Source organism: Deefgea rivuli DSM 18356, assembly GCF_000620145.1.
Lineage (GTDB): Bacteria > Pseudomonadota > Gammaproteobacteria > Burkholderiales > Chitinibacteraceae > Deefgea > Deefgea rivuli.
Genome location: NZ_KK211081.1, coordinates 547,326 through 567,200 on the forward strand (window position 1 = coordinate 547,326; position 19,875 = coordinate 567,200).

At 48.5% G+C, this 19,875-nt stretch carries 19 protein-coding genes and 2 rRNA genes; 7 read left to right on the forward strand and 14 right to left on the reverse strand.

The genetic code is table 11. The features are described 5' to 3' along the window. Positions 1-194: 194 nt before the first annotated feature. The gene (gene uvrB, locus Q320_RS0112590; RefSeq protein ID WP_027469295.1) at positions 195-2,213 is read left to right on the forward strand and encodes an excinuclease ABC subunit UvrB; all 2,019 of its coding nucleotides are present in this window, start codon (positions 195-197) and stop codon (positions 2,211-2,213) included. Positions 2,214-2,285: 72 nt separating this feature from the next. Next, a complete protein-coding gene (locus tag Q320_RS0112595) occupies positions 2,286-2,861 on the forward strand; it encodes a hypothetical protein (RefSeq protein WP_027469296.1) in 576 nt (191 codons plus the stop codon). Between the two features lie 58 nt (positions 2,862-2,919). Here the strand turns inward: Q320_RS0112595 and Q320_RS0112600 are convergent, their stop codons facing one another. Continuing rightward, entirely contained in the window at positions 2,920-3,297 is a 378-nt protein-coding gene (locus tag Q320_RS0112600) for a DUF1090 domain-containing protein (RefSeq protein WP_027469297.1), read from the reverse strand. 359 nt (positions 3,298-3,656) lie between these two features. Between Q320_RS0112600 and Q320_RS0112605 the strand changes: the two genes are divergently transcribed. After that, a complete protein-coding gene (locus Q320_RS0112605; protein WP_027469298.1) occupies positions 3,657-4,193 on the forward strand; it encodes a DUF924 family protein in 537 nt (178 codons plus the stop codon). Positions 4,194-4,292: 99 nt separating this feature from the next. Further along, the gene (locus Q320_RS19775) at positions 4,293-5,456 is read left to right on the forward strand and encodes a PQQ-dependent sugar dehydrogenase (RefSeq protein ID WP_051534709.1); all 1,164 of its coding nucleotides are present in this window, start codon (positions 4,293-4,295) and stop codon (positions 5,454-5,456) included. A 76-nt stretch (positions 5,457-5,532) separates the two neighbouring features. Here Q320_RS19775 and Q320_RS0112615 read toward each other — a convergent pair whose 3' ends face one another. Continuing rightward, entirely contained in the window at positions 5,533-6,438 is a 906-nt protein-coding gene (locus tag Q320_RS0112615) for a pseudouridine synthase (RefSeq protein ID WP_027469299.1), read from the reverse strand. 157 nt (positions 6,439-6,595) lie between these two features. Continuing rightward, complete coding sequence (locus Q320_RS0112620) at positions 6,596-7,225, reverse strand: pseudouridine synthase (protein ID WP_027469300.1); 630 nt, start codon at positions 7,223-7,225, stop codon at positions 6,596-6,598. Positions 7,226-7,626: 401 nt separating this feature from the next. On the opposite strand from Q320_RS0112620, the gene icd reads away from it, so the two are divergent. After that, on the forward strand, positions 7,627-8,850 hold the full coding sequence (gene icd, locus Q320_RS0112625) for an NADP-dependent isocitrate dehydrogenase (RefSeq protein ID WP_027469301.1): 1,224 nt from the start codon (positions 7,627-7,629) through the stop codon (positions 8,848-8,850). Positions 8,851-9,019: 169 nt separating this feature from the next. On the opposite strand, the gene Q320_RS0112630 is transcribed toward icd, so the two are convergent. Beyond that, positions 9,020-9,223: a cold-shock protein gene (locus Q320_RS0112630; RefSeq protein WP_027469302.1), complete on the reverse strand. Its 204-nt coding sequence runs from the start codon at positions 9,221-9,223 to the stop codon at positions 9,020-9,022. A 242-nt stretch (positions 9,224-9,465) separates the two neighbouring features. On the opposite strand from Q320_RS0112630, the gene clpS reads away from it, so the two are divergent. Further along, positions 9,466-9,777, forward strand: coding sequence for an ATP-dependent Clp protease adapter ClpS (gene clpS / locus Q320_RS0112635; protein WP_027469303.1), 312 nt, complete (start codon positions 9,466-9,468; stop codon positions 9,775-9,777). Further along, on the forward strand, positions 9,774-12,041 hold the full coding sequence (gene clpA, locus Q320_RS0112640) for an ATP-dependent Clp protease ATP-binding subunit ClpA (protein ID WP_027469304.1): 2,268 nt from the start codon (positions 9,774-9,776) through the stop codon (positions 12,039-12,041). Before clpS ends, clpA begins: the two co-directional genes overlap by 4 nt. A 149-nt stretch (positions 12,042-12,190) precedes the next feature. Here the strand turns inward: clpA and Q320_RS0112645 are convergent, their stop codons facing one another. The 10 genes from Q320_RS0112645 to Q320_RS0112690 all read right to left on the reverse strand — a co-directional run. After that, positions 12,191-13,009 carry a mechanosensitive ion channel family protein gene (locus Q320_RS0112645; RefSeq protein ID WP_035853536.1) on the reverse strand — a complete coding sequence of 273 codons (819 nt, stop codon included), beginning with the start codon at positions 13,007-13,009 and terminating at the stop codon, positions 12,191-12,193. 75 nt (positions 13,010-13,084) lie between these two features. Next, complete coding sequence (gene xerD, locus Q320_RS0112650) at positions 13,085-14,014, reverse strand: site-specific tyrosine recombinase XerD (protein ID WP_035853538.1); 930 nt, start codon at positions 14,012-14,014, stop codon at positions 13,085-13,087. Then, entirely contained in the window at positions 14,004-14,492 is a 489-nt protein-coding gene (locus Q320_RS0112655) for a methylated-DNA--[protein]-cysteine S-methyltransferase (RefSeq protein ID WP_027469307.1), read from the reverse strand. The genes xerD and Q320_RS0112655 overlap by 11 nt, the downstream gene beginning before the upstream one ends. A gap of 73 nt (positions 14,493-14,565) precedes the next feature. Continuing rightward, the gene (locus Q320_RS0112660; protein ID WP_027469308.1) at positions 14,566-15,636 is read right to left on the reverse strand and encodes a glycoside hydrolase family 18 protein; all 1,071 of its coding nucleotides are present in this window, start codon (positions 15,634-15,636) and stop codon (positions 14,566-14,568) included. 37 nt (positions 15,637-15,673) lie between these two features. After that, entirely contained in the window at positions 15,674-16,024 is a 351-nt protein-coding gene (locus Q320_RS0112665) for a RidA family protein (protein WP_027469309.1), read from the reverse strand. A 66-nt stretch (positions 16,025-16,090) separates the two neighbouring features. Then, positions 16,091-17,275 carry a DesA family fatty acid desaturase gene (locus Q320_RS0112670; protein ID WP_027469310.1) on the reverse strand — a complete coding sequence of 395 codons (1,185 nt, stop codon included), beginning with the start codon at positions 17,273-17,275 and terminating at the stop codon, positions 16,091-16,093. A 78-nt stretch (positions 17,276-17,353) separates the two neighbouring features. Beyond that, positions 17,354-18,658: a mechanosensitive ion channel family protein gene (locus tag Q320_RS0112675; protein ID WP_035853540.1), complete on the reverse strand. Its 1,305-nt coding sequence runs from the start codon at positions 18,656-18,658 to the stop codon at positions 17,354-17,356. Positions 18,659-18,663: 5 nt separating this feature from the next. Further along, complete coding sequence (gene rfaE2 / locus Q320_RS0112680) at positions 18,664-19,167, reverse strand: D-glycero-beta-D-manno-heptose 1-phosphate adenylyltransferase (RefSeq protein ID WP_027469312.1); 504 nt, start codon at positions 19,165-19,167, stop codon at positions 18,664-18,666. 214 nt (positions 19,168-19,381) lie between these two features. Beyond that, positions 19,382-19,495 (reverse strand): 5S ribosomal RNA (rrf, locus tag Q320_RS0112685). Positions 19,496-19,751: 256 nt separating this feature from the next. Further along, positions 19,752-19,875: ribosomal RNA gene (locus Q320_RS0112690) — 23S ribosomal RNA — on the reverse strand; the annotation flags it as partial.

Below are 19,875 nucleotides of genomic sequence, written 5' to 3' on the forward strand. Positions count from 1 at the left end.
CTATATTTTCATCTTTTCCAAAGCAAAGACATCATCAAGAAATGGACTCATTTTGATTTTTTTTCGTGCCTTTCATGATCCATGCCCTTCATCCGTCGCTCACTGGCGATATTTGTCTAACAATCCTGCGCAAGGCTTGAGTCCTGCCGCACATCCGCCCACAATGCGGGGTCTTGCTTTCAATCGGGTTACCCATGTTTGTTGAATACCCCAATTCACCGTACAAATTATTTCAGCCCTTCCCGCCTGCTGGCGATCAGCCCAAGGCGATTGAACAGCTGATTGAAGGCCTGGACGATGGATTGCGCTTTCAAACGCTGCTCGGCGTAACCGGCTCGGGCAAGACCTTTACGATGGCGAATGTCATCGCGCGCACGGGGCGGCCAGCGATTATTATGGCGCCCAATAAAACCCTCGCTGCTCAGCTGTACTCCGAAATGCGCGAGTTTTTCCCCGAAAACTCGGTCGAATATTTCGTGTCGTATTACGATTATTACCAGCCCGAAGCCTACGTGCCGAGCCGCGATCTGTTTATCGAAAAAGACAGCGCGATCAACGAGCACATTGAACAAATGCGCCTGTCGGCGACCAAAGCAATGCTAGAGCGCCCCGATTGTATTATTGTCGCCACCGTGTCGGCGATTTACGGGATTGGCGATCCGTCCGATTATCACGCGATGATTTTGCATCTGTCCGAGGGTGAAAAAATCGGCCAGCGCGACATTATCAAACGCCTAATTACGATGCAGTACGACCGCAACGAAATCGAATTTGCCCGCGGGCATTTTCGCGTTCGCGGCGATGTGATTGATATTTTCCCCGCTGAAAGCGCCGATTTGGCGGTGCGCGTATCGATGTTCGACGATGAAATCGAGCGCATCAGCCTGTTCGATCCGCTCACCGGTCATGTCAAACAGCGCATGGGTCGCTTCACGGTGTTCCCATCCAGCCATTACGTCACGCCGCGCGAAAAAGTGCTCGCGGCGGTTGAAACCATCAAAGATGAGCTGCGTGATCGCTTGGCGTTTTATTACCAAGAACACAAACTCGTCGAAGCGCAGCGGCTCGAACAACGCACGCGTTTTGATTTAGAAATGCTCGGTGAAATGGGCTTTTGCAAAGGCATTGAAAATTATTCGCGGCATTTCTCTGGCAAACCCGCAGGCTCGGCGCCGCCGACTTTGCTCGATTATTTGCCCAAAGATGGCCTGATGATTTTGGACGAAAGCCATGTGATGATCGGCCAAATTGGCGCGATGTATAAAGGCGACCGTTCACGTAAAGAAAATCTGGTCGATTACGGTTTCCGCATGCCGTCCGCGCTCGACAATCGCCCGCTCAAATTCGAAGAATTCGAGCGCTTAATGCCGCAAACGATTTTCGTCTCCGCCACGCCTGCAGCCTACGAAGCCGAGCATCAAGGCCAAGTCGTCGAGCAGCTCGTTCGCCCAACAGGCTTGGTCGATCCACTGATTGAAGTGCGCCCCGTCGGCACGCAAGTCGATGATTTGCTGTCCGAAATCAATTTGCGTACCGCGATTGGCGAGCGCGTGTTGGTGACGACGCTGACCAAGAAAATGTCCGAACAACTCACCGATTATTTGCGCGAACACGGCGTCAAAGTGCGCTATCTACACTCGGACATCGACACCGTCGAGCGCGTTGAAATCCTGCGCGATCTGCGCCTTGGCGTGTTTGATGTGCTCATCGGGATTAACTTATTGCGCGAAGGTTTGGATATTCCCGAAGTCTCACTCGTTGCAATTCTCGATGCCGACAAAGAAGGCTTTTTGCGCTCTGAGCGCAGTCTGATTCAAACCATCGGTCGCGCCGCGCGTAATTTAAACGGTAAGGCGATTTTGTACGGCGACCGCATCACCAATTCGATGGAAAAAGCCATTGGCGAAACGCAGCGCCGCCGCGAAAAACAAATCGCGCACAATCTGGAACACGGCATCACGCCACGCGGCGTAGTGAAACGCATCAAAGACATTATCGACGGCGTTTACAACGCAGAAGAAGCGGTTGCCGCGCGCCTCGAAGAGAAAAAACACCGCATTGTTGCCGAGATGGATCCAAAACAATTGGCGAAAGAGCTGAAACGACTCGAAAAAGAAATGCTCAACGCGGCGCAGAATTTAGAATTTGAAAAAGCCGCGAATCTGCGCGACGAACTCAAACGCCTACGCGAACGTGCATTTGGACATGATTAAACTGGTATAAAGATCGTAGTGCGGGCTAAATTTCGGCAAGTTCAAGCCACCTATTAAACCAATGGTATATTAATGAAGCGCTTAATTTTAAAGACTTACAAAGCAATACCCATCATTGCCATTGCAATATTAAGTGTTCACATTCACGCCGAAACGGCCATCGCGTCCAATCAAGCCTTCGGCGAAAATACACCCGAATTTTTGCAAGGTATGAATACCACGCAGCCGTGGAAAACTTGGATTGTTGCGCCAGTGCTGACGCATCATTTTGATCGGCAAGCGGTGATTGATGATGATCTGAACGAGCGCAATCCCGGCATCGGCGTGGAGCGCAGTAATGGGCTTTGGCACTGGATGCTGGGCGCGTATCGCAACTCGATCCGGCAAAATTCGGTCTACGCGCAGCTGGGCTGGACACCGCTGCAATGGCAGTTCAGCGAGTCGGGCAACCTCTCGCTCGGCGCAGCGGCGGGCTTGTTAACGGGCTATCAGAATACCGAAAAAGGCTATCCTGTCGTACCGGCGGGTGGCTTTTTAGCGTCGCTTGAAACGCCCTACCATTTCGGTATGAATCTGTTTATCGTGCCGAGCGTAAAAGCATTTCAAGTCGAAGGCTTTGTCGCGCTGCAAATTAAAGCGCATTTTTAATACGCTTTAATTTGCTAAGGCAATAGAGCGCGAACTGCGCCCCCGATATCTGTGCTAATTAGTTCAGCGGTTTTTCAGCTTCAAGCAGCTCTTGACGGGCTTCATCAAGCTTGGCTTTTCGCTTAGCAATTTTCTTAGCATCGCCTTTTTGCTCGGCCTCACGCAGATCTTTTTCACGCTCTACGACCTTTTGCTTGGCGCTCAGAATTTTGCCTTCCCGCTCTTTCGCAAGAGATGCATCGCTGCAATGCGCCTTGTTCTCACGCAAGGCTTTTTCTAGCCCAGCCACTTCCTGCTTTTGTCCCCGCGCCTTGGCTTCAACAATTTGGGCTTCGATATTGGCCTGCTTAGCAGCGCATGCTGATGACGGCGCTGCGGCAAAAGATGGCGCAGCGTACAGTGCAAATAATGAAGCACAAATCACAAGCTTTTTCATGTTTTCTCCTTATCGTTTTGGTACCGCTAAAAACGATAGCATTCTCTTTTTTTAGCTTCAATGGAAATAATAAACCTCCGACTGCAAGATTCCGCAAGAGCGAGCTTACCCACGAAAGCAGTAGCACTACGGGGCTTAGTAGATCCAAAACAGTGCATTCACGGCGCAAATCAATAAAAATAATATATAGGTATGTCGACAAAGGCATTAATTTAAATAGCTTTTATCGATATACCCAGCGCTTCATTCACACAGAATCGGTATAAATCCCCACCGTTTTTGCTGCACGATAAAAACATTGCACAGTACGCGCCGCGCATTCATATTGATGTCATTGCACACCACCAAAGGATAGCGCCATGCCACAAGAAATTTTGAAATTTTGGTTTGAAGACATTGAGCCAGCGAAATGGTGGATCAAAGATCCGCATTTCGATCTGCTGATTAGAGAGCGATTTACCGACACACACTCCCGCGCTACGCAGTGCGAGCTATACGAATGGCGCGATACCGCGCACGGGCGTTTGGCTGAAATTATCGTGCTGGATCAATTTTCTAGAAATATGTTTCGCGATACGCCACAAGCCTTCGCACAAGATGCCCTCGCGCTGGCGCTGGCACAAGAAGCAATTTCAGCGGGAGCCGCAGATTTGCTCACCCCAGTAGAGCGTAGCTTTTTGTACTTGCCCTTTATGCACAGCGAATCGCTGATGATTCATGAATTAGCGGTGAGTTTGTATACCGAAAATGGGCTGCAAAATAATCTGGATTTTGAGTTGAAACACCAAGCCATCATCGAACAATTCGGCCGCTACCCGCACCGAAATGCCATCCTCGGCCGCGTTTCTACGCCGGAGGAAGTTGAGTTTTTACAGTTACCAAATTCTGGGTTTTAGGACTTGCTTTTGGCATATCGTCAAAAAGCACTTATCGTTTTAACTCCGTCCTCAACCACAATGGGTGATAGGTCATTGAGTTAAAACTAACGGGGTCATATGCGACAATATTTTTTAACCTTGCTCACAAGCGTCATTCTGATCGGCGCCAGCCAAGCCGCCGAACAAAGTGATGTTATTCAATCAGAGCGCCTTGCATTTCGAGTAGAAACGCTCACTCGCGGACTGGATCACCCTTGGGGATTGGCGTTTTTGCCCGATGGTAAAATGCTGGTCACCGAACGAATTGGACGCTTACGCTTGATTAATAAGGATGGCTCGCTCGAGCCAAAAGCGATTGCTGGCGTTCCGCCTGTGGTTTTTGAAGGTCAAGGTGGCTTGCTCGATATTGCCCTGCATCCACGTTTTTCCAACACGCGTTGGGTGTATTTGGCATACGCTGGGCGCGAGGGCGAAGGCCTAGCAACGCAAGTCGTGCGCGCAAAATTAATTCAAAGCGGTCAAGACTATCGACTAGAAAATCTGCAACAAATCTACCGCCAACGCCCAGCAGGAAAACGCGATGTGCATTTTGGCGCACGGCTGGTTTTTGATCACAAAGGCAATTTATTCATCACCCAAGGCGAGCGCGGCGAACAGAACCGCGCTCAAGATTTAAACGATTTGGCTGGCAAAAGCATACACCTCAAAGATAACGGTGCTTACCTGCCACAGCCGCCCTTTACTCAAAATGCTGCAATTTTCAGCTACGGTCACCGTAATATGCAAGGCGCTGCGCTGCACCCGCAAACAGGCGAATTGTGGGCGACCGAACACGGCCCGCAAGGTGGTGACGAGCTCAATATCGTACGCCAAGGCAAAAACTACGGCTGGCCAGTGATTAGCTATGGCGCGAATTACGGAACGGGAACTAAGATTGGCGAAGGCGTCAGCAAACCTGGAATGGAGCAGCCGATCCATCAATGGACGCCGTCAATCGCACCATCTGGATTAGCGTTTTACCAAGGCTCTGCCTTCCCCGCTTGGCGCGGGAATGTGCTCGTAGGTGCGCTCAAATTCCAAATGTTGGTTCGCTTAGAACTCAAGGGCAATCAAGTAACCCACGAAGAGCGACTACTCAAAAACCAATACGGCCGAATCCGCGACGTCCGCGTTGGACTAGATGGACTGATTTATTTGCTGACTGATGAGGGCCTACTGCTTAGGCTGATTCCAGAAAACGAAGTGTCTGCAGAGCTAAAAGTCAGTGCCGCACAGCATTAGTGCAATCCAGCGTTGAAAAATCGCAGCAGATTGAATCAAACCAAAATACAAAATCAGGTGTAATTCGCTCAGACCCCTACTCCGGCCACACCAATTCCCGCTGACTTTCAAACCGCCGCGCCTCGCCCGTAATCGGATCGACAAACTCAATCGCCCGCGCGAGCAATTGCAACGGCGATGAGAAATCGTTACCTTTATCGGCCAATAGCTCGGGATACCACGCGTCATTCACAATCGGGATTCCCAAACCTGCCAAATGCACGCGCAGTTGATGTTTGCGGCCGGTGTGCGGTGCGAGGCGGTAATGCGCGGTGTCACCACGACGCTCAAGCAGCTCAATCGCCGTTTCGCTATTCGCTTCGCCGGCAACTTCTTTCACCGTGAACGCATCATCGCGATATTCAATCCGGCTGCGATGCACGCAGGGAAAACTTAAATCAGCACGAAAACCCGCAATCGCTTCATAGGTTTTTTGAATTTGCCGCGATTCAAAAAGCCCGTGATAAGCATGGCGATGCTGTGGGCTTTGGCAGAACAAAATCACACCTGCAGTTTCTTTATCGAGGCGATGCAATGGCGTGATGTCGGGATTATTCAGGCGCAAACGTAAACGAGTTTGCAGGTTTTCTAGCGCGTAACGCCCCACTGGCGCGACGGGTAAAAAATGCGGTTTATCAACAACCAGCAGAATCTCATCTTGATACAAAATATGCTCGGCAAACGGCACAGTCAGCGGCTCAGGTTGCGGGCGGTAGTACCACAGCACGGTGCCAGCGCGGTACGGCGAGTCGACGTGATACGGCGTTCCGGCTTCATCAACGACTTCACCGCGCAACAAACGGCCACGAATATCGTCCGCCGCGACGTGCGGAAAGCGCTGAATTAAAAAATCCAGAATCCGCGGCCAGTCGCCTTGCGGCAGGCCAACAAAACTCGGCGCAATGCCGTCTTTATGCGGAATCGGCGCGATGGGTTTAGCCATGGTTTGCATCTCAAATAAGGTAAAAAAAGCGATCACGAACAGCACGAACACAAGGCAAAAAACACGAAAAATACAAAAGCAATCATGATGCAAAACACGAATCACTTTCGTGCCTTTTGCCCTTCGTTCGTGTCTTTCGTGATCCAAGGTGTTGGCTTTAGCGCACTTTATTCGGCCCACGGCGGCCGCGTTGTTTCGGTTTGCCTGCAGCTTTAGGATTGGGATTCGGCACATGCACTGGCGCGACAGTGATGGTCTGTATCTGACCCAACTCAATCCCATCCAAGGTATAGCCACCTATCGCATATCGAATAAGGCGTAGCGTTGGATACCCTACCTTTGCCGTCATGCGCCGTACTTGGCGATTTTTACCTTCGGAAATTTTGATTTCCAACCAGCTCGTTGGAATCGCTACGCGCTCGCGAATCGGCGGCACGCGCGGCCACACGAGTTCGGGTTGCTCAATCACACTCGCCTCAGCAGGCTGCGTTTTAAAATCGCCCAAATCCAAGCCACCTTGGCGCAATGCTGCCAGCGCGGCTTCGTCGGGAATGCCTTCGACTTGCACCCAGTAGGTTTTAACGAGCTTGTGTTTCGGGTCGGTAATTTTGTGCTGCAAAGCGCCGTTGTCGGTGAGCAGCAGCAGACCTTCAGAGTCAGTATCGAGCCGCCCTGCCGCGTACACGTCTTTAACCGTAATAAAATCCGCTAGGCATTGATGCGGCGGGCTGGGCGAAAATTGGCAAATCACGCCGTAGGGCTTATTGAATAAAATCAGTTTGGGCATGAATTAGTCATTAGAGTCGGTATTAAAACGAAGTAAAAGCAAAAACAACAGTCCGCGAAGCGCACGATGAGGCAAGGTCAAAAACGGAGTCCACGAAAGACGCGAAAACCACGAACAAGAGCAAAAGTACCGAAACAGTAAATTAAGCCACGATTTTTGTTCGTGTTTTTTCGTGCCTTTCGTGGACACTCGGCTTTTTAGATTTTGTTTAGCGAGTATGCCGTGCTCCCCTTCTCGCTTTCATGCGCTTTGTAGCGGATCTTTTTCTTCCTACATTCGCCGCGTAATTCTTGGCAAAAGGGACGCAAACCTGTGATAATAGTGCGTTTTTTCGCCGCGACCACAATTATTAATCAACTTGCGGTGAAAGTTTTCAACCACTGCTTTCACAGGTGTGCCCGATGAGTCTAATCAAAGTCCCACAAGGGGGCGAAAAGATCGTTCCTAACCTAGCAACGCCAAACAACCCAATCATCCCGTTTATCGAGGGTGATGGCATTGGTGCGGATATCACGCCAGTGATGATCGACGTTGTCGATGCTGCGGTGAAAAAATGCTACGGCGACGACCGTAAAATCCATTGGATGGAAATCTATTGCGGCGAGAAAGCGTCTAAATTGTACGCGGATGGCTCTTACCTGCCACAAGAAACCCTCGATGCATTGAAAGAATACGTTGTTTCGATCAAAGGCCCATTGGCAACACCAGTTGGCGGCGGTATCCGTTCATTGAACGTGGCTTTGCGCCAAAACTTGGACCTGTACGTTTGCTTGCGTCCAGTGCGTTACTTCCAAGGCGTACCTTCGCCAGTGAAACACCCAGAACGCGTTGACATGACGATCTTCCGTGAAAACACAGAAGACATCTACGCGGGTATCGAGTGGGATGCTGAATCTGAAGGCGCGAAGAAAGTTATCGAATTCTTGCAAAAAGAAATGGGCGTAACGAAAATCCGTTTCCCAGAAACTTCGTCGATCGGTATCAAACCAGTATCGCGTGAAGGTACTGAGCGCCTAGTTCGCAAAGCAATCCAATACGCAATCGACAACAACCGTCGCAGTGTTACCTTGGTTCACAAAGGTAACATCATGAAATTTACCGAAGGCATGTTCCGCACTTGGGGTTACGAGCTAGCGAAAACTGAATTCGGCGCAGTTGAAATCGACGGCGGCCCATGGATGCAATTACCGAACGGTATCGTCATCAAAGACGTGATCGCTGATGCATTCTTGCAACAAATCTTGTTGCGTCCAGCTGACTACGATGTAATCGCTACTTTGAACTTGAACGGCGACTACATTTCTGATGCCTTGGCAGCAGAAGTAGGCGGTATTGGTATCGCGCCAGGTGCAAACTTGTCAGACAACATCGCTTGCTTTGAAGCGACTCACGGCACAGCACCAAAATACGCGGGCCAAGATAAAGTGAACCCAGGTTCAATCATCTTGTCAGCAGAAATGATGTTGCGTCACATGGGTTGGACAGAAGCCGCTGACAAAATCATCGAATCTATGGGCAAAACGATTCAAGACAAAGTCGTTACTTATGACTTCGCACGCTTGATGGATGATGCAGAAGAAGTATCTTGCTCTGCATTCGGTAAAGCAATGATCGCTCGCATGTAATTGATTGACCGCCGATCTTTGGATCGGTAGCGTTAATCAGCTTGTTGCAAAAAACCCCGTTTTCGAGCGGGGTTTTTTCATTTTTACGCAAACTGGTCGATATAATGAAAGTAAATGGGCAATAAAAAACCCGCCGAAGCGGGTTGGGACTTATCACTACAAGGAGAAATTAAGCAGCTTGGATGTTACCAGCTTGCTGGCCTTTCTGACCTTGAGTAACGTCGAAAGAGACACGTTGGCCTTCTTTCAAAGTTTTGAAGCCTGGCATGTTGATCGCAGAGAAGTGAGCGAAAAGATCTTCGCCGCCTGCATCTGGAGTAATAAAGCCAAAGCCTTTAGAATCGTTGAACCACTTAACAGTACCTAATGCCATGTTGAGGACATCCTGAATAACAAAAATAATAAATAAATTGCCGATCGTACTAGAAGTACAAAACCGGTAAACCGGTTTGCCGTGGGAAGCCCAAAACAAACATGTATAACTTTTTACGCCACTTTGACTATGTCGGTCAAGCAAAAATAAAAGATACACGGCACACTGTGGTATTGCATTCACGCTTGAAAAATTCGCTGTGAGCGCCAAATATAAAGGTACAGCGAGGAAAAGACAAAACAATGGCGATCCAGCATCAAAATGACATTCAATTAAAAGAAGCACGCGTTGATACGGCGCCGCCACCGATGTGGCAGGTCGTATTACTCAATGACGATTACACCCCAATGGACTTCGTGATTGATGTATTACAACATTCTTTTGGCATGCCCAGCGAAAGGGCCAACCAAGTTATGCTTAGAGTCCACACCGAAGGCCGCGGCATTTGCGGGGTTTATCCCAAAGATATCGCAGCCACCAAAGTGGCCGAAGTCACGCAGTATGCTCGGGCGCATCAGCATCCGTTGCAATGCATTATGGAGGTGAACCAATGATCGCCCAAGAACTCGAAGTCAGCCTACATATGGCTTTCATGGACGCACGGCAAAAACGCCACGAATACATTACCGTGGAACATTTGCTGCTGGCGCTACTCGATAACCCTTCTGCCATCGAAGTCATTAAGGCTTGCGGTGCCAACTTGGATGAGCTGCGTCGTCAACTCAGCGATTTTGTCACCGAGCATACGCCGGTTGTTTCGGGCACTAGCGAAGTAGAAACTCAACCGACGATTGGTTTCCAACGCGTGATTCAACGCGCGATTTTGCACGTACAGTCTTCCGGCAAGAAAGAAGTCACTGGTGCCAATGTACTCGTTGCTATCTTTGGTGAAAAAGACAGCCACGCGGTGTATTTCCTACATCAACAAGGCATTACCCGCCTAGATGTGGTCAATTACATTGCGCATGGCATCAGCAAAGCCAGCCACAGCAGCCAGCCAGCAGTACCGCGTTCAGAGCCTTCTGAAGAGGGTGAAGGTGAATCAGCCGCAGGTGGCGCGCTCGATAGTTATACGCAAAATATGAATGAACAAGCGCTCGCGGGCAAAATCGATCCGTTGATTGGCCGCGATGCCGAGCTGGAACGCGTCATTCAAATCCTATGCCGCCGCCGCAAAAACAATCCGCTCTTAGTCGGCGAAGCCGGCGTAGGCAAAACCGCGATTGCCGAAGGTTTGGCGCGCTGCATCGTCGAAGGCGAAGTACCTGACATTCTGGCAGATGCGACGGTATACACACTGGACATGGGTGCACTCTTAGCTGGCACCAAATACCGCGGTGATTTTGAGCAACGCCTCAAAGCAGTCATCAAGCAATTGGGCGAGGAGCGCAATGCGATTTTGTTTATCGACGAAATTCATACTCTCGTTGGCGCAGGCGCAGCTTCAGGCGGTACGCTCGATGCGTCCAATCTGCTCAAACCAGCGCTCTCAAACGGCACACTCAAATGCATAGGTGCGACGACGTATAGCGAATATCGCGGTATTTTTGAGAAAGACAATGCGCTATCCCGTCGCTTCCAAAAAATCGATGTGCTTGAACCAAGCATTGAGCAAACCATCGAAATTTTGAAAGGCTTGAAAGATAAATTCGAGCAGCATCATGGCGTGAAATATACGCAAGCGGCACTGATCACCGCTGCCGAACTATCGGCCAAATACATCAATGATAGACATTTACCTGATAAAGCCATTGATGTGATTGACGAAGCTGGCGCTGCGCAAAAAATCTTGCCGCGCTCGAAGCAAAAGAAAACCATCGGCAAAGGCGAAATCGAGGACATTATTTCCAAAATTGCGCGCATTCCGCCAAAATCAGTCTCGAGCAATGATAAAGACACACTCAAAACACTAGAGCGTGATTTGCGTAACGTCGTGTTTGGCCAAGAAAAAGCGATTGAAGTGCTCGCTACATCGATCAAAATGGCGCGCGCAGGCTTGGGCAATCCGCTCAAACCCATCGGCTCATTCTTGTTCTCTGGGCCAACTGGCGTTGGTAAAACCGAAGTGGCGCGGCAATTGGCGTTTACGATGGGGATTGAGCTGATTCGCTTTGATATGTCTGAATATATGGAGCGCCATGCGGTTAGTCGTTTAATCGGCGCGCCTCCAGGATATGTCGGCTATGAGCAAGGCGGCCTACTCACCGAGGCAGTGAATAAACATCCCTACTCGATTTTACTGCTCGATGAAATCGAAAAAGCGCATCCCGATATTTACAACGTGTTGTTGCAAGTAATGGATCACGGCACTTTGACCGATAATAATGGCCGCAAAGCAGATTTCCGCAATGTGGTGATTATTATGACGACCAATGCTGGCGCTGAGATGCTGAATAAATCGACAATTGGCTTCACGAATAAAAAAGAACTCGGCGACGAAATGCAGGAAATCAAGCGCATGTTTACGCCTGAATTCCGCAATCGGATTGATGCGATTATTCCGTTCGCCTCATTAACGCACGAGATTATTCTGCAAGTCGTTGAGAAATTCTTAATGCAATTGGAAGCACAGTTGCACGAGAAAAAAGTCGAAGCGCACTTCACCGATGCACTGAAAGACTATTTGGCCAAACATGGTTTCGATCCGCAAATGGGTGCACGCCCAATGGCGCGATTGATTCAAGACACGATTCGTAAAGCTCTGGCCGATGAATTGTTGTTTGGTCGATTGACCAGCGGTGGCGAAGTGACGATAGATATTGATAATGAAGGCAAGGTATCGCTCACTCTACCAGAGAAAGAAAAGGCGCTAGCTTAATACCCCCTCAGTAAATAACAAAAAACCCGCGCAAGCGGGTTTTTTTTATGGCCTAGCGAAAAGGGCAAAACCCGAGTTCACGAACGACACAAAACGGCTGTTGAGTAAAAGTGAATATTTGTGCTTTTCGTGATCTCTGCCCCTCAATTTTATTGCTGCTGAACCACCACCAATTGCGATGGCGTTGGTGCAGGGAATGCAGCCAATGTTGCCAAGATGGCTTTATTGGTATCGAAATACACTTGCCAGTAATTGTCGTTATGGCAATACGGACGCACCGCTAAAACGGGGCCTACCAATTGGAATTCCAAGATTTCAACGTCAACCGCAGGCTCAGCCAACACATTAGGAATTTTGGCGATATTTTCTTTCAACAAAGCAATTGCTTGATGCACATCCGCCGCACCGGACAATTGCGCCTTCAAATCCACGCGGCGAAATGGCGTTGCCGTGTAATTTTGGATGTTATCAGTGAAAATTTTATTATTGCCGACCACGGTCAAGATATTATCTGGCGTCATGATCGTCGAAGCGAATAGGCCGACTTCATGCACTACGCCGGTTACACCACCAGCGGTAATCATATCGCCCACTTTAAATGGACGCAGTACGATCAAGAATGCGCCACCGGCAAAGTTCGCCAGCAAACCTGACCACGCCATACCCACCGCCAAACCGACAGCAGCAAGTAATGCCGCAAAGGTCGTCGTTTGGATGCCGAGGTAGCCCAAAATACCAATCACGAGCAAGACGTTCAATAGCACAGTGACCGCTGAACCCACGTAACGGAGCACCGTTGGATCGACTTTTTGTCGCGTCAAACCCGCTTGCACAAAGCGCACCACCAAACCGATTAACCAGCGACCCACGACCCAAAAAGCGATACCCGCAAGGATGGTCGCGCCAAATTGGGTAACGTAACCCAAGGCGACATCTTGAAATTTACTAATTAATGCAGCGTCAATCATCTTGATCTCCAGTTTTAAACGTCATTGATTTGACGGTAGGCAAAGCTTACCCGATTCGCATTAAATACTGAATAATTACCCACGAGGGTGATGGCTTTGATGCAAAGATTTCAATCGGGCGGCCGCAATCTGCGTGTAAATTTGCGTCGTCGTAATATCAGAATGACCCAGCAGCATTTGCACGACGCGCAAATCCGCACCGTGATTGAGCAAATGCGTTGCAAAAGCATGACGTAATACATGCGGGCTCAATAATTCGGCCGGAATATCCGCCTGAGCGGCATATTGTTTGATGATGAACCAGCAACCTTGTCGCGTTAGCGGCTCGCCGCGTTGATTAACAAAGAGGCAAGCTTCACTTGAATGCTTAATCAGTGATAAGCGGGCGTCGCGCAAATAGCGCTCCACCCACTCCGTCGCCCACTCACCAATCGGCACCAAACGCTGCTTGCCACCCTTGCCGTTTACCACTCGAATGTAGCGCTCAGGTAAATACACCTCGTGGACCGACAAGGTGACCAGCTCAGTCACGCGCAAACCCGTCGCATACATCAATTCCAGCATCGCGCGATCGCGCAATCCGGCTGGCGTATCCACATCGGGCGCAGCCAACAAAGCTTCAATTCGATCTTCAGACAGAGCCTTGGGCAAGGGGCGCACTCGCCGTGGAGAAGTCAGCTCGGCCGTTGGGTCGATACTGATTTGCAAATTTAATACGGCCTGACGATAGAATTTTCGCAGGCTCGCCATTCGCCGCGCCAGCGTCGACGCCTTCATATCGCGAGATTGTCGCGCCAAAAAAGCCTGCATCGCATCGCGATCTGCCGCCAATAAAGGCTGCTGCCGCTCTGTATATAGCCAGCCAGCCCAAATCAATAAATCTCGGCGATAGCTTTCAATCGTATTGCTTGCCAAACCATCATCCAGCCAAATCGTATCGAGAAATTGATTGATGATCGCGATTTCGCTTTCTGGGATTTGCACCGCAGCCAGCTCAGTCGGCATACACCACGCCTTCGTGCTGCAATAACCAACGTTTGATCGGTAACCAATCTAATCCATTGCGATTGGCATTAAATCCGCCTAAACCTTTGGCTGCAACGACACGATGACAAGGAATAATCACAGGGATTGGATTGCGACCACACGCGCCGCCAATCGCACGCGGCGCCGACGCAATCTGCTTCGCAATTGCGGCATAGCTGACAACTTCACCAGCAGGAATCGCCGCAATCGCTTGCCACACTTTCAATTGATGCGGCGTGCCACTCAAGTCATACGGCAAATCAAACACAAATTTAGGATCGGCGAAGTAAGCGCTAATTTGCCGCTCCGCTTCGCGCAGCAGCGGATGAGTCGCTGCGATTAACTCCTCGCCTGCCGGTAAAAAATCAACTTGGCTGAGATTTTCGCCTTCCACGCTAAGGCCAATCCGCCCAAACGGCGTTGCAATAACGGCTTGTGAAACTGAACGCAAATGCATCAGTGGCTCCAATTAATCAATCAACGGGTATATGGATGTAGCCATTAATAAGTAATGGCTACATCCATATACCTTAGCTTTGTATATTTTCCCACAAGGCATTCAATAAGGTATTGCTCTGATCTTCCGTGTATTCCCAAAACATCGCTCCCGCCAGTCCATGCTGCTGCACATACTGGCCTTTAAGCGCGATTGATTCTGCGTCTTCATAGCTGATGAATTCATCACCGCTATACAACCACGGCACTTGTGCTGCCGCATCCCAATGGCGAATATAACGTCCGCTGGGCAGTAATTCAGTGGCGATTTGCTGATAGCTGTAAGTGCCGTTGCTCTTAGGTGTGCCTGCTGCCCCCAAACCCGGAGCGGCTACGCCGCGTAAACTTCGACCGTAAAATGGGCAACCCAATACGATTTTATCGGCACTAACGCCATTAGCGAGATAAAGCCGCACCGCCCGATCAGCGCTATCCGCATCGGGATCGTGCGCTGCCGTGTACAAATTAGCATGATGACCAGCGTTGGTCGCCCAGCCATTGTAAAAGTCGTAAGTCATTAAATTAATGAAGTCGCATTGCGCCGCCACTTGCGGCAACTCTACGCCATCCAAATAATACTGACCTGCGCCTGCGGCAATCGTCAGTAAATACAGATCTTGCGATGCGCGTTGTTCGCGTTCAGATTGCGCGTCTAAATGCTGGCGGATCGACGCTAACATCAAGGTGAAATTTTGTTTATCTTCAGGGCGCGCCTTAATGCTGGCCATATCATTGGATGGATATTCCCAATCCAAATCGACACCATCAAATTGATAACGCTGGATAAACTGCAGTACAGATTGAGAAAATAGCTCGCGCGATTCAGGTGTTAATGCGGCATCGGAAAAACCATCCGCACTCCAACCGCCTACCGAAATCAATATTTTTAGCTGTGGATTCCGCAATTTAAGCTGCTGCAATTGCGCACACAGTTGCTGGCAATACGCCTCATCGCTTAATGTTGGATCGCCCGATTTTTGCACCACCACTTGTCCATCCACTACCTTGGCAAAAGCATAGCAAAGATGAGTTAGCTTTTCGGCGGGTAATGCAGTTAAATCAAAAGGCTGCCAAGTGGCCAAATAAGCCAATAAAATTCGCGACATTGCTAGCTCCACAGAGTAATCATGCAACCTAAAAAATTTATAACGCGGCAATCACCGTCATTTCAACCTTATAACTCGGATCGGCCAAGCGTGCCTGCACCGTCGCACGCGCTGGCGTATGACCTTGCTGCACCCATTCACCCCAAGCCAAATTCATCGCATCGTAATCGGCCATATCGGCGACATAGATTGTCACTTGCAAAATTTTGCTCTTATCCGAGCCGACTTCCGCCAATAGCCGATCAATACAAGCGAGCACTTCCACCGTTTGTCCCAGCGCATCTTTGCTTAAATCCTCAGCAATTTGTCCAGCCAAATAGACGGTATTGTTATGCACCACGGTTTCGCATAAACGCGGACCAACGTGATAGCGTTGAATCGATGACATAAATATTATTCCTTAATAGAAAAAGGCGAACCCACGGCTCGCCTTTATAATTTAATACGGATGCAATTAAGCGACTGCGCGTAGGCGCAAAGAAAACTCGCGTAGCGATTGAATGCCACTGGCTTCGGCGCGTGCGCACCAGTCTTGCAGTTGCAGCACGAGTTCTTGGCGATTCAAACTAGATCGCTCCCAAATCCGCGTCAACTCTTGGCGCATTTGGTAAATCTGTGCCAATACTTTGCTTTGCGCCAAAATCAACTCTAAGTGAATTTTCTCACTGGCTGGCGTGTCTTTCGCATCTTGCTTAAGCCACACCTTCATTCGCTTAGTCACATCAAAATTCATTGATGGCAAACAAGCAGATGCCGATAATTGCTCAATTTCATTCGCCACAGTGGCTTTCAATGTACGCGCATAATTGGCGGCAATCGCATAACGATTGGCGATAATCGCTTGCAATAGATGCTCATCCAATACTGGACGCGTTTCAGCGATTTTCAATTTTGGTGCGACTTTACGTACTTTGGCCAAACCGAGCGTTTCCAAAATACGAATGTAAAACCAACCAATATCAAATTCAAACCACTTATACGACATTTTGGCTGACGTACCAAAAGTGTGATGATTATTGTGCAGTTCTTCACCACCAATCAAAATGCCCCATGGCATCAAATTAGTCGATGAGTCTTCGGTTTCAAAATTGCGATAGCCCCAATAATGCCCAAAGCCATTGATAATCCCAGCGGCGGTCACCGGAATCCACAGCATTTGCATCGCCCAAATCCAGATGCCATTCACACCAAATAGCAGCAAAGCAATCGCCGCCATCAGCGTAGGGCCCCAACTCGCATACGGCGTATACAGATTGCGCTCTAGCCAGTCATCGGGCGTACCGTGACCATATTTTTGCATCGTCTCAAGATTGGCCGCTTCCGCGCGATATAATTCCCAACCCTCCCAGAATACTTTTTTAATCCCTAGCACTTGCGGGCTATGCGGGTCTTCTGCCGTTTCGCATTTTGCATGATGCTTGCGATGAATCGCCGCCCATTCTTTAGTGACTTGCGCCGTCGTCAACCAAAGCCAAAAACGGAAAAAATGGCTCACAATCGGATGTAAATCCAAAGCACGATGCGCTTGATGGCGATGTAAGAAAATCGTCACCGACGCAATCGTGATATGCGTGAGCGTTAACATCACAAGAATGTAAGCCCACCAAGGCAGGTCAATCAGGCCATTAAGCCATTCCATACAATACGTCCTTCAAGCAATCGCCCAATGCTAGGCACAAGGATTAGATTTTACTCATAATCTGGAATATTCGCAGCCTTAACTGATAGGCTGCGCGGGATCTGGACTCGGTAAAATCGTAATATCACGGCGTGGATAAGGAATTTCTATCCCATGATGTTTAAATAACTGCCAAATCTTCAAATACAAATCTGAACGCAAAGCACCTTGGCCATTTTCAGGATCTTTCAGCCAAAAGCCCAAAGTCAAATTAATCCCATTATCAGCAAAAGCCAAAATCATCACGCTAGGCGCAGGATTTTGCATAATACGTGGATTACCTTCCGCTACCGTCGGCAACAAAGCCAACACTTGCTCTAGATCCGAGCTATATGCCACTTGAATCGGCAAACCAACCCAAATCGAGCGATCATGATAAGAGTTATTGACTACCGTTGACGTGATTAGCGTTTCATTCGGCACTAAAGCTTCAGTCCCATCGGGCGCTTTCAAAACAATATAACGTGAAGTTAGTCCGCTAATCACCCCTTGCCGATTATCAATCGAAATGACATCGCCTAATTTCACCGAGCGATCTAGCAGGATAATAAAGCCCGATACATAATTCGACGCAATTTTTTGCAAGCCAAAACCCAAACCAACACCCAACGCACCGCCGAATACCGATAGCACCGTTAAATCAATGCCGACCATCGCCAATGAAGCTAATACAGCAAAAACGACCAATAAAGATCGCATCACTTTAACCAATACGACCCGGACATTCATATCCATCAGATTAGCAGACATTAAACGCTGCTCTAATAAACGCCCTACCCACATTGCAATCAGCAATGTAAATCCAACTGACAATAACCCCTGAATGACCGTCAATACAGAAATATGTATCGCACCAGCGTTAAAACTAATTGAATCTAAAATCTCAAGTAATTCTGGTAAAACGCCAATCACATGAAGTACATAAGCAAACCAGATCGTCGCAGCGATGTATTTTTCACCACGCTGAACCCATGCAGCGCCATTAAACACTAAACGAATCACGTAAACCAAAATTCGAATATTGACCATCGCTAGCATTAATAAGTTAGCGACTCGCAGCAGAGAATTCGTTTGGCCTTCAAGTAAATGTAAACCAAAATTAGCCAAGCTCACAAAAACCAATGCCAGCAATGGAAACAGCACTCGCTTTACGCCATCACCACCTGTTTTCCAGCGAACAGTATGCCCAGAAAACTGCCGTAATATATACAAAGAAATCCAATATGCACCACCCCAACACAGCAGCAATAACACGCCTTGAATAATCAACTGCGAATGGAAAAAACCTAAATCATTCACATCAGATGCTAATTTTGCTAATAGATTATGACGTTCCAATTCCATACTAATTACTCACCTCGAATTGACTTTAATATCTTTGTCGTTGATGTATCAAACAAAAATGGAATAGAATGCACACAACCGCCACGGGCTAAAACTTCTTTACTACCCACGATCGCATCGGGTGACCAATCGCCACCTTTAACCAAAATCTCGGGCTGAATTAATTCAATTAAATCAAATGGTGTATCGTCATCAAACCAAGTAACACAATCCACCGAAGCTAAACTCGCCATCACTGCAGCACGATTGAGCAGAGGATTAACGGGTCTATCATCTCCTTTACCCAAACGTTTCACAGACGCATCCGTATTTAAAGCCACTATCATCGCTGCGCCTAATGCACGAGCTTGAGCTAAATAAGTCACATGCCCACGATGCAATATATCAAAACAACCATTAGTAAAAACCAAAGGCCGCGCTAATAATTGCATGCGCTCGGCTAATTGCTCCGGCGGACAAATTTTACTTTCAAATTCGGGCATAGGATAAAGCGGTAATAGATTTTGCATTAAAACGCCTTTAATTAGAATAAATCTACAAAACATTAAGTGATTGAATACTAACCTAGTTTTAAAGCAAGGCGCTAAGGAAATAACACCGCTAAGCAGGTATAGACATGTAAGTCTTATAAAAAAATGATCAGCGAGAAATACCCTATCTAGCCTCTTTCTCGCGCACAGCAAAAAGCCCGACTCTTTCGAATCGGGCTTTCTGGTATGGGGAGTCTGGCAATGACCTACTTTCACACGGGCAATCCGCACTATCATCGGCGCTGAGGTGTTTCACTGTCCTGTTCGGGATGGGAAGGAGTGGGACCACCTCGCTATGGTCGCCAGACAAAAACTTGTCTGATGCAGTGAGTCTCCTCACCACACGAGAGTTATCGCATTCTGCTTTTCGCTCGATTTAAACATTTTCATGTCTCATCTCCGCAATCAGCCTACAGCGCTAACTCGAATTCAATAGAAGAAGTAATTATACTACACACCAATCAACACTATTTCAGTATTTATCTTTCGTATCATGCACTTACGTGCATTTTTACGTTTTTGGGTTGACTATATCTTCGTCGCATTCACGCGTCTCAGGTTATAGGATCAAGCCTCACGAGCAATTAGTATTGGTTAGCTTAACGCATTACTGCGCTTCCACACCCAACCTATCAACGTCCTGGTCTCGAACGACTCTTTAGAGGATTTAAAACCCTAGGGAAATCT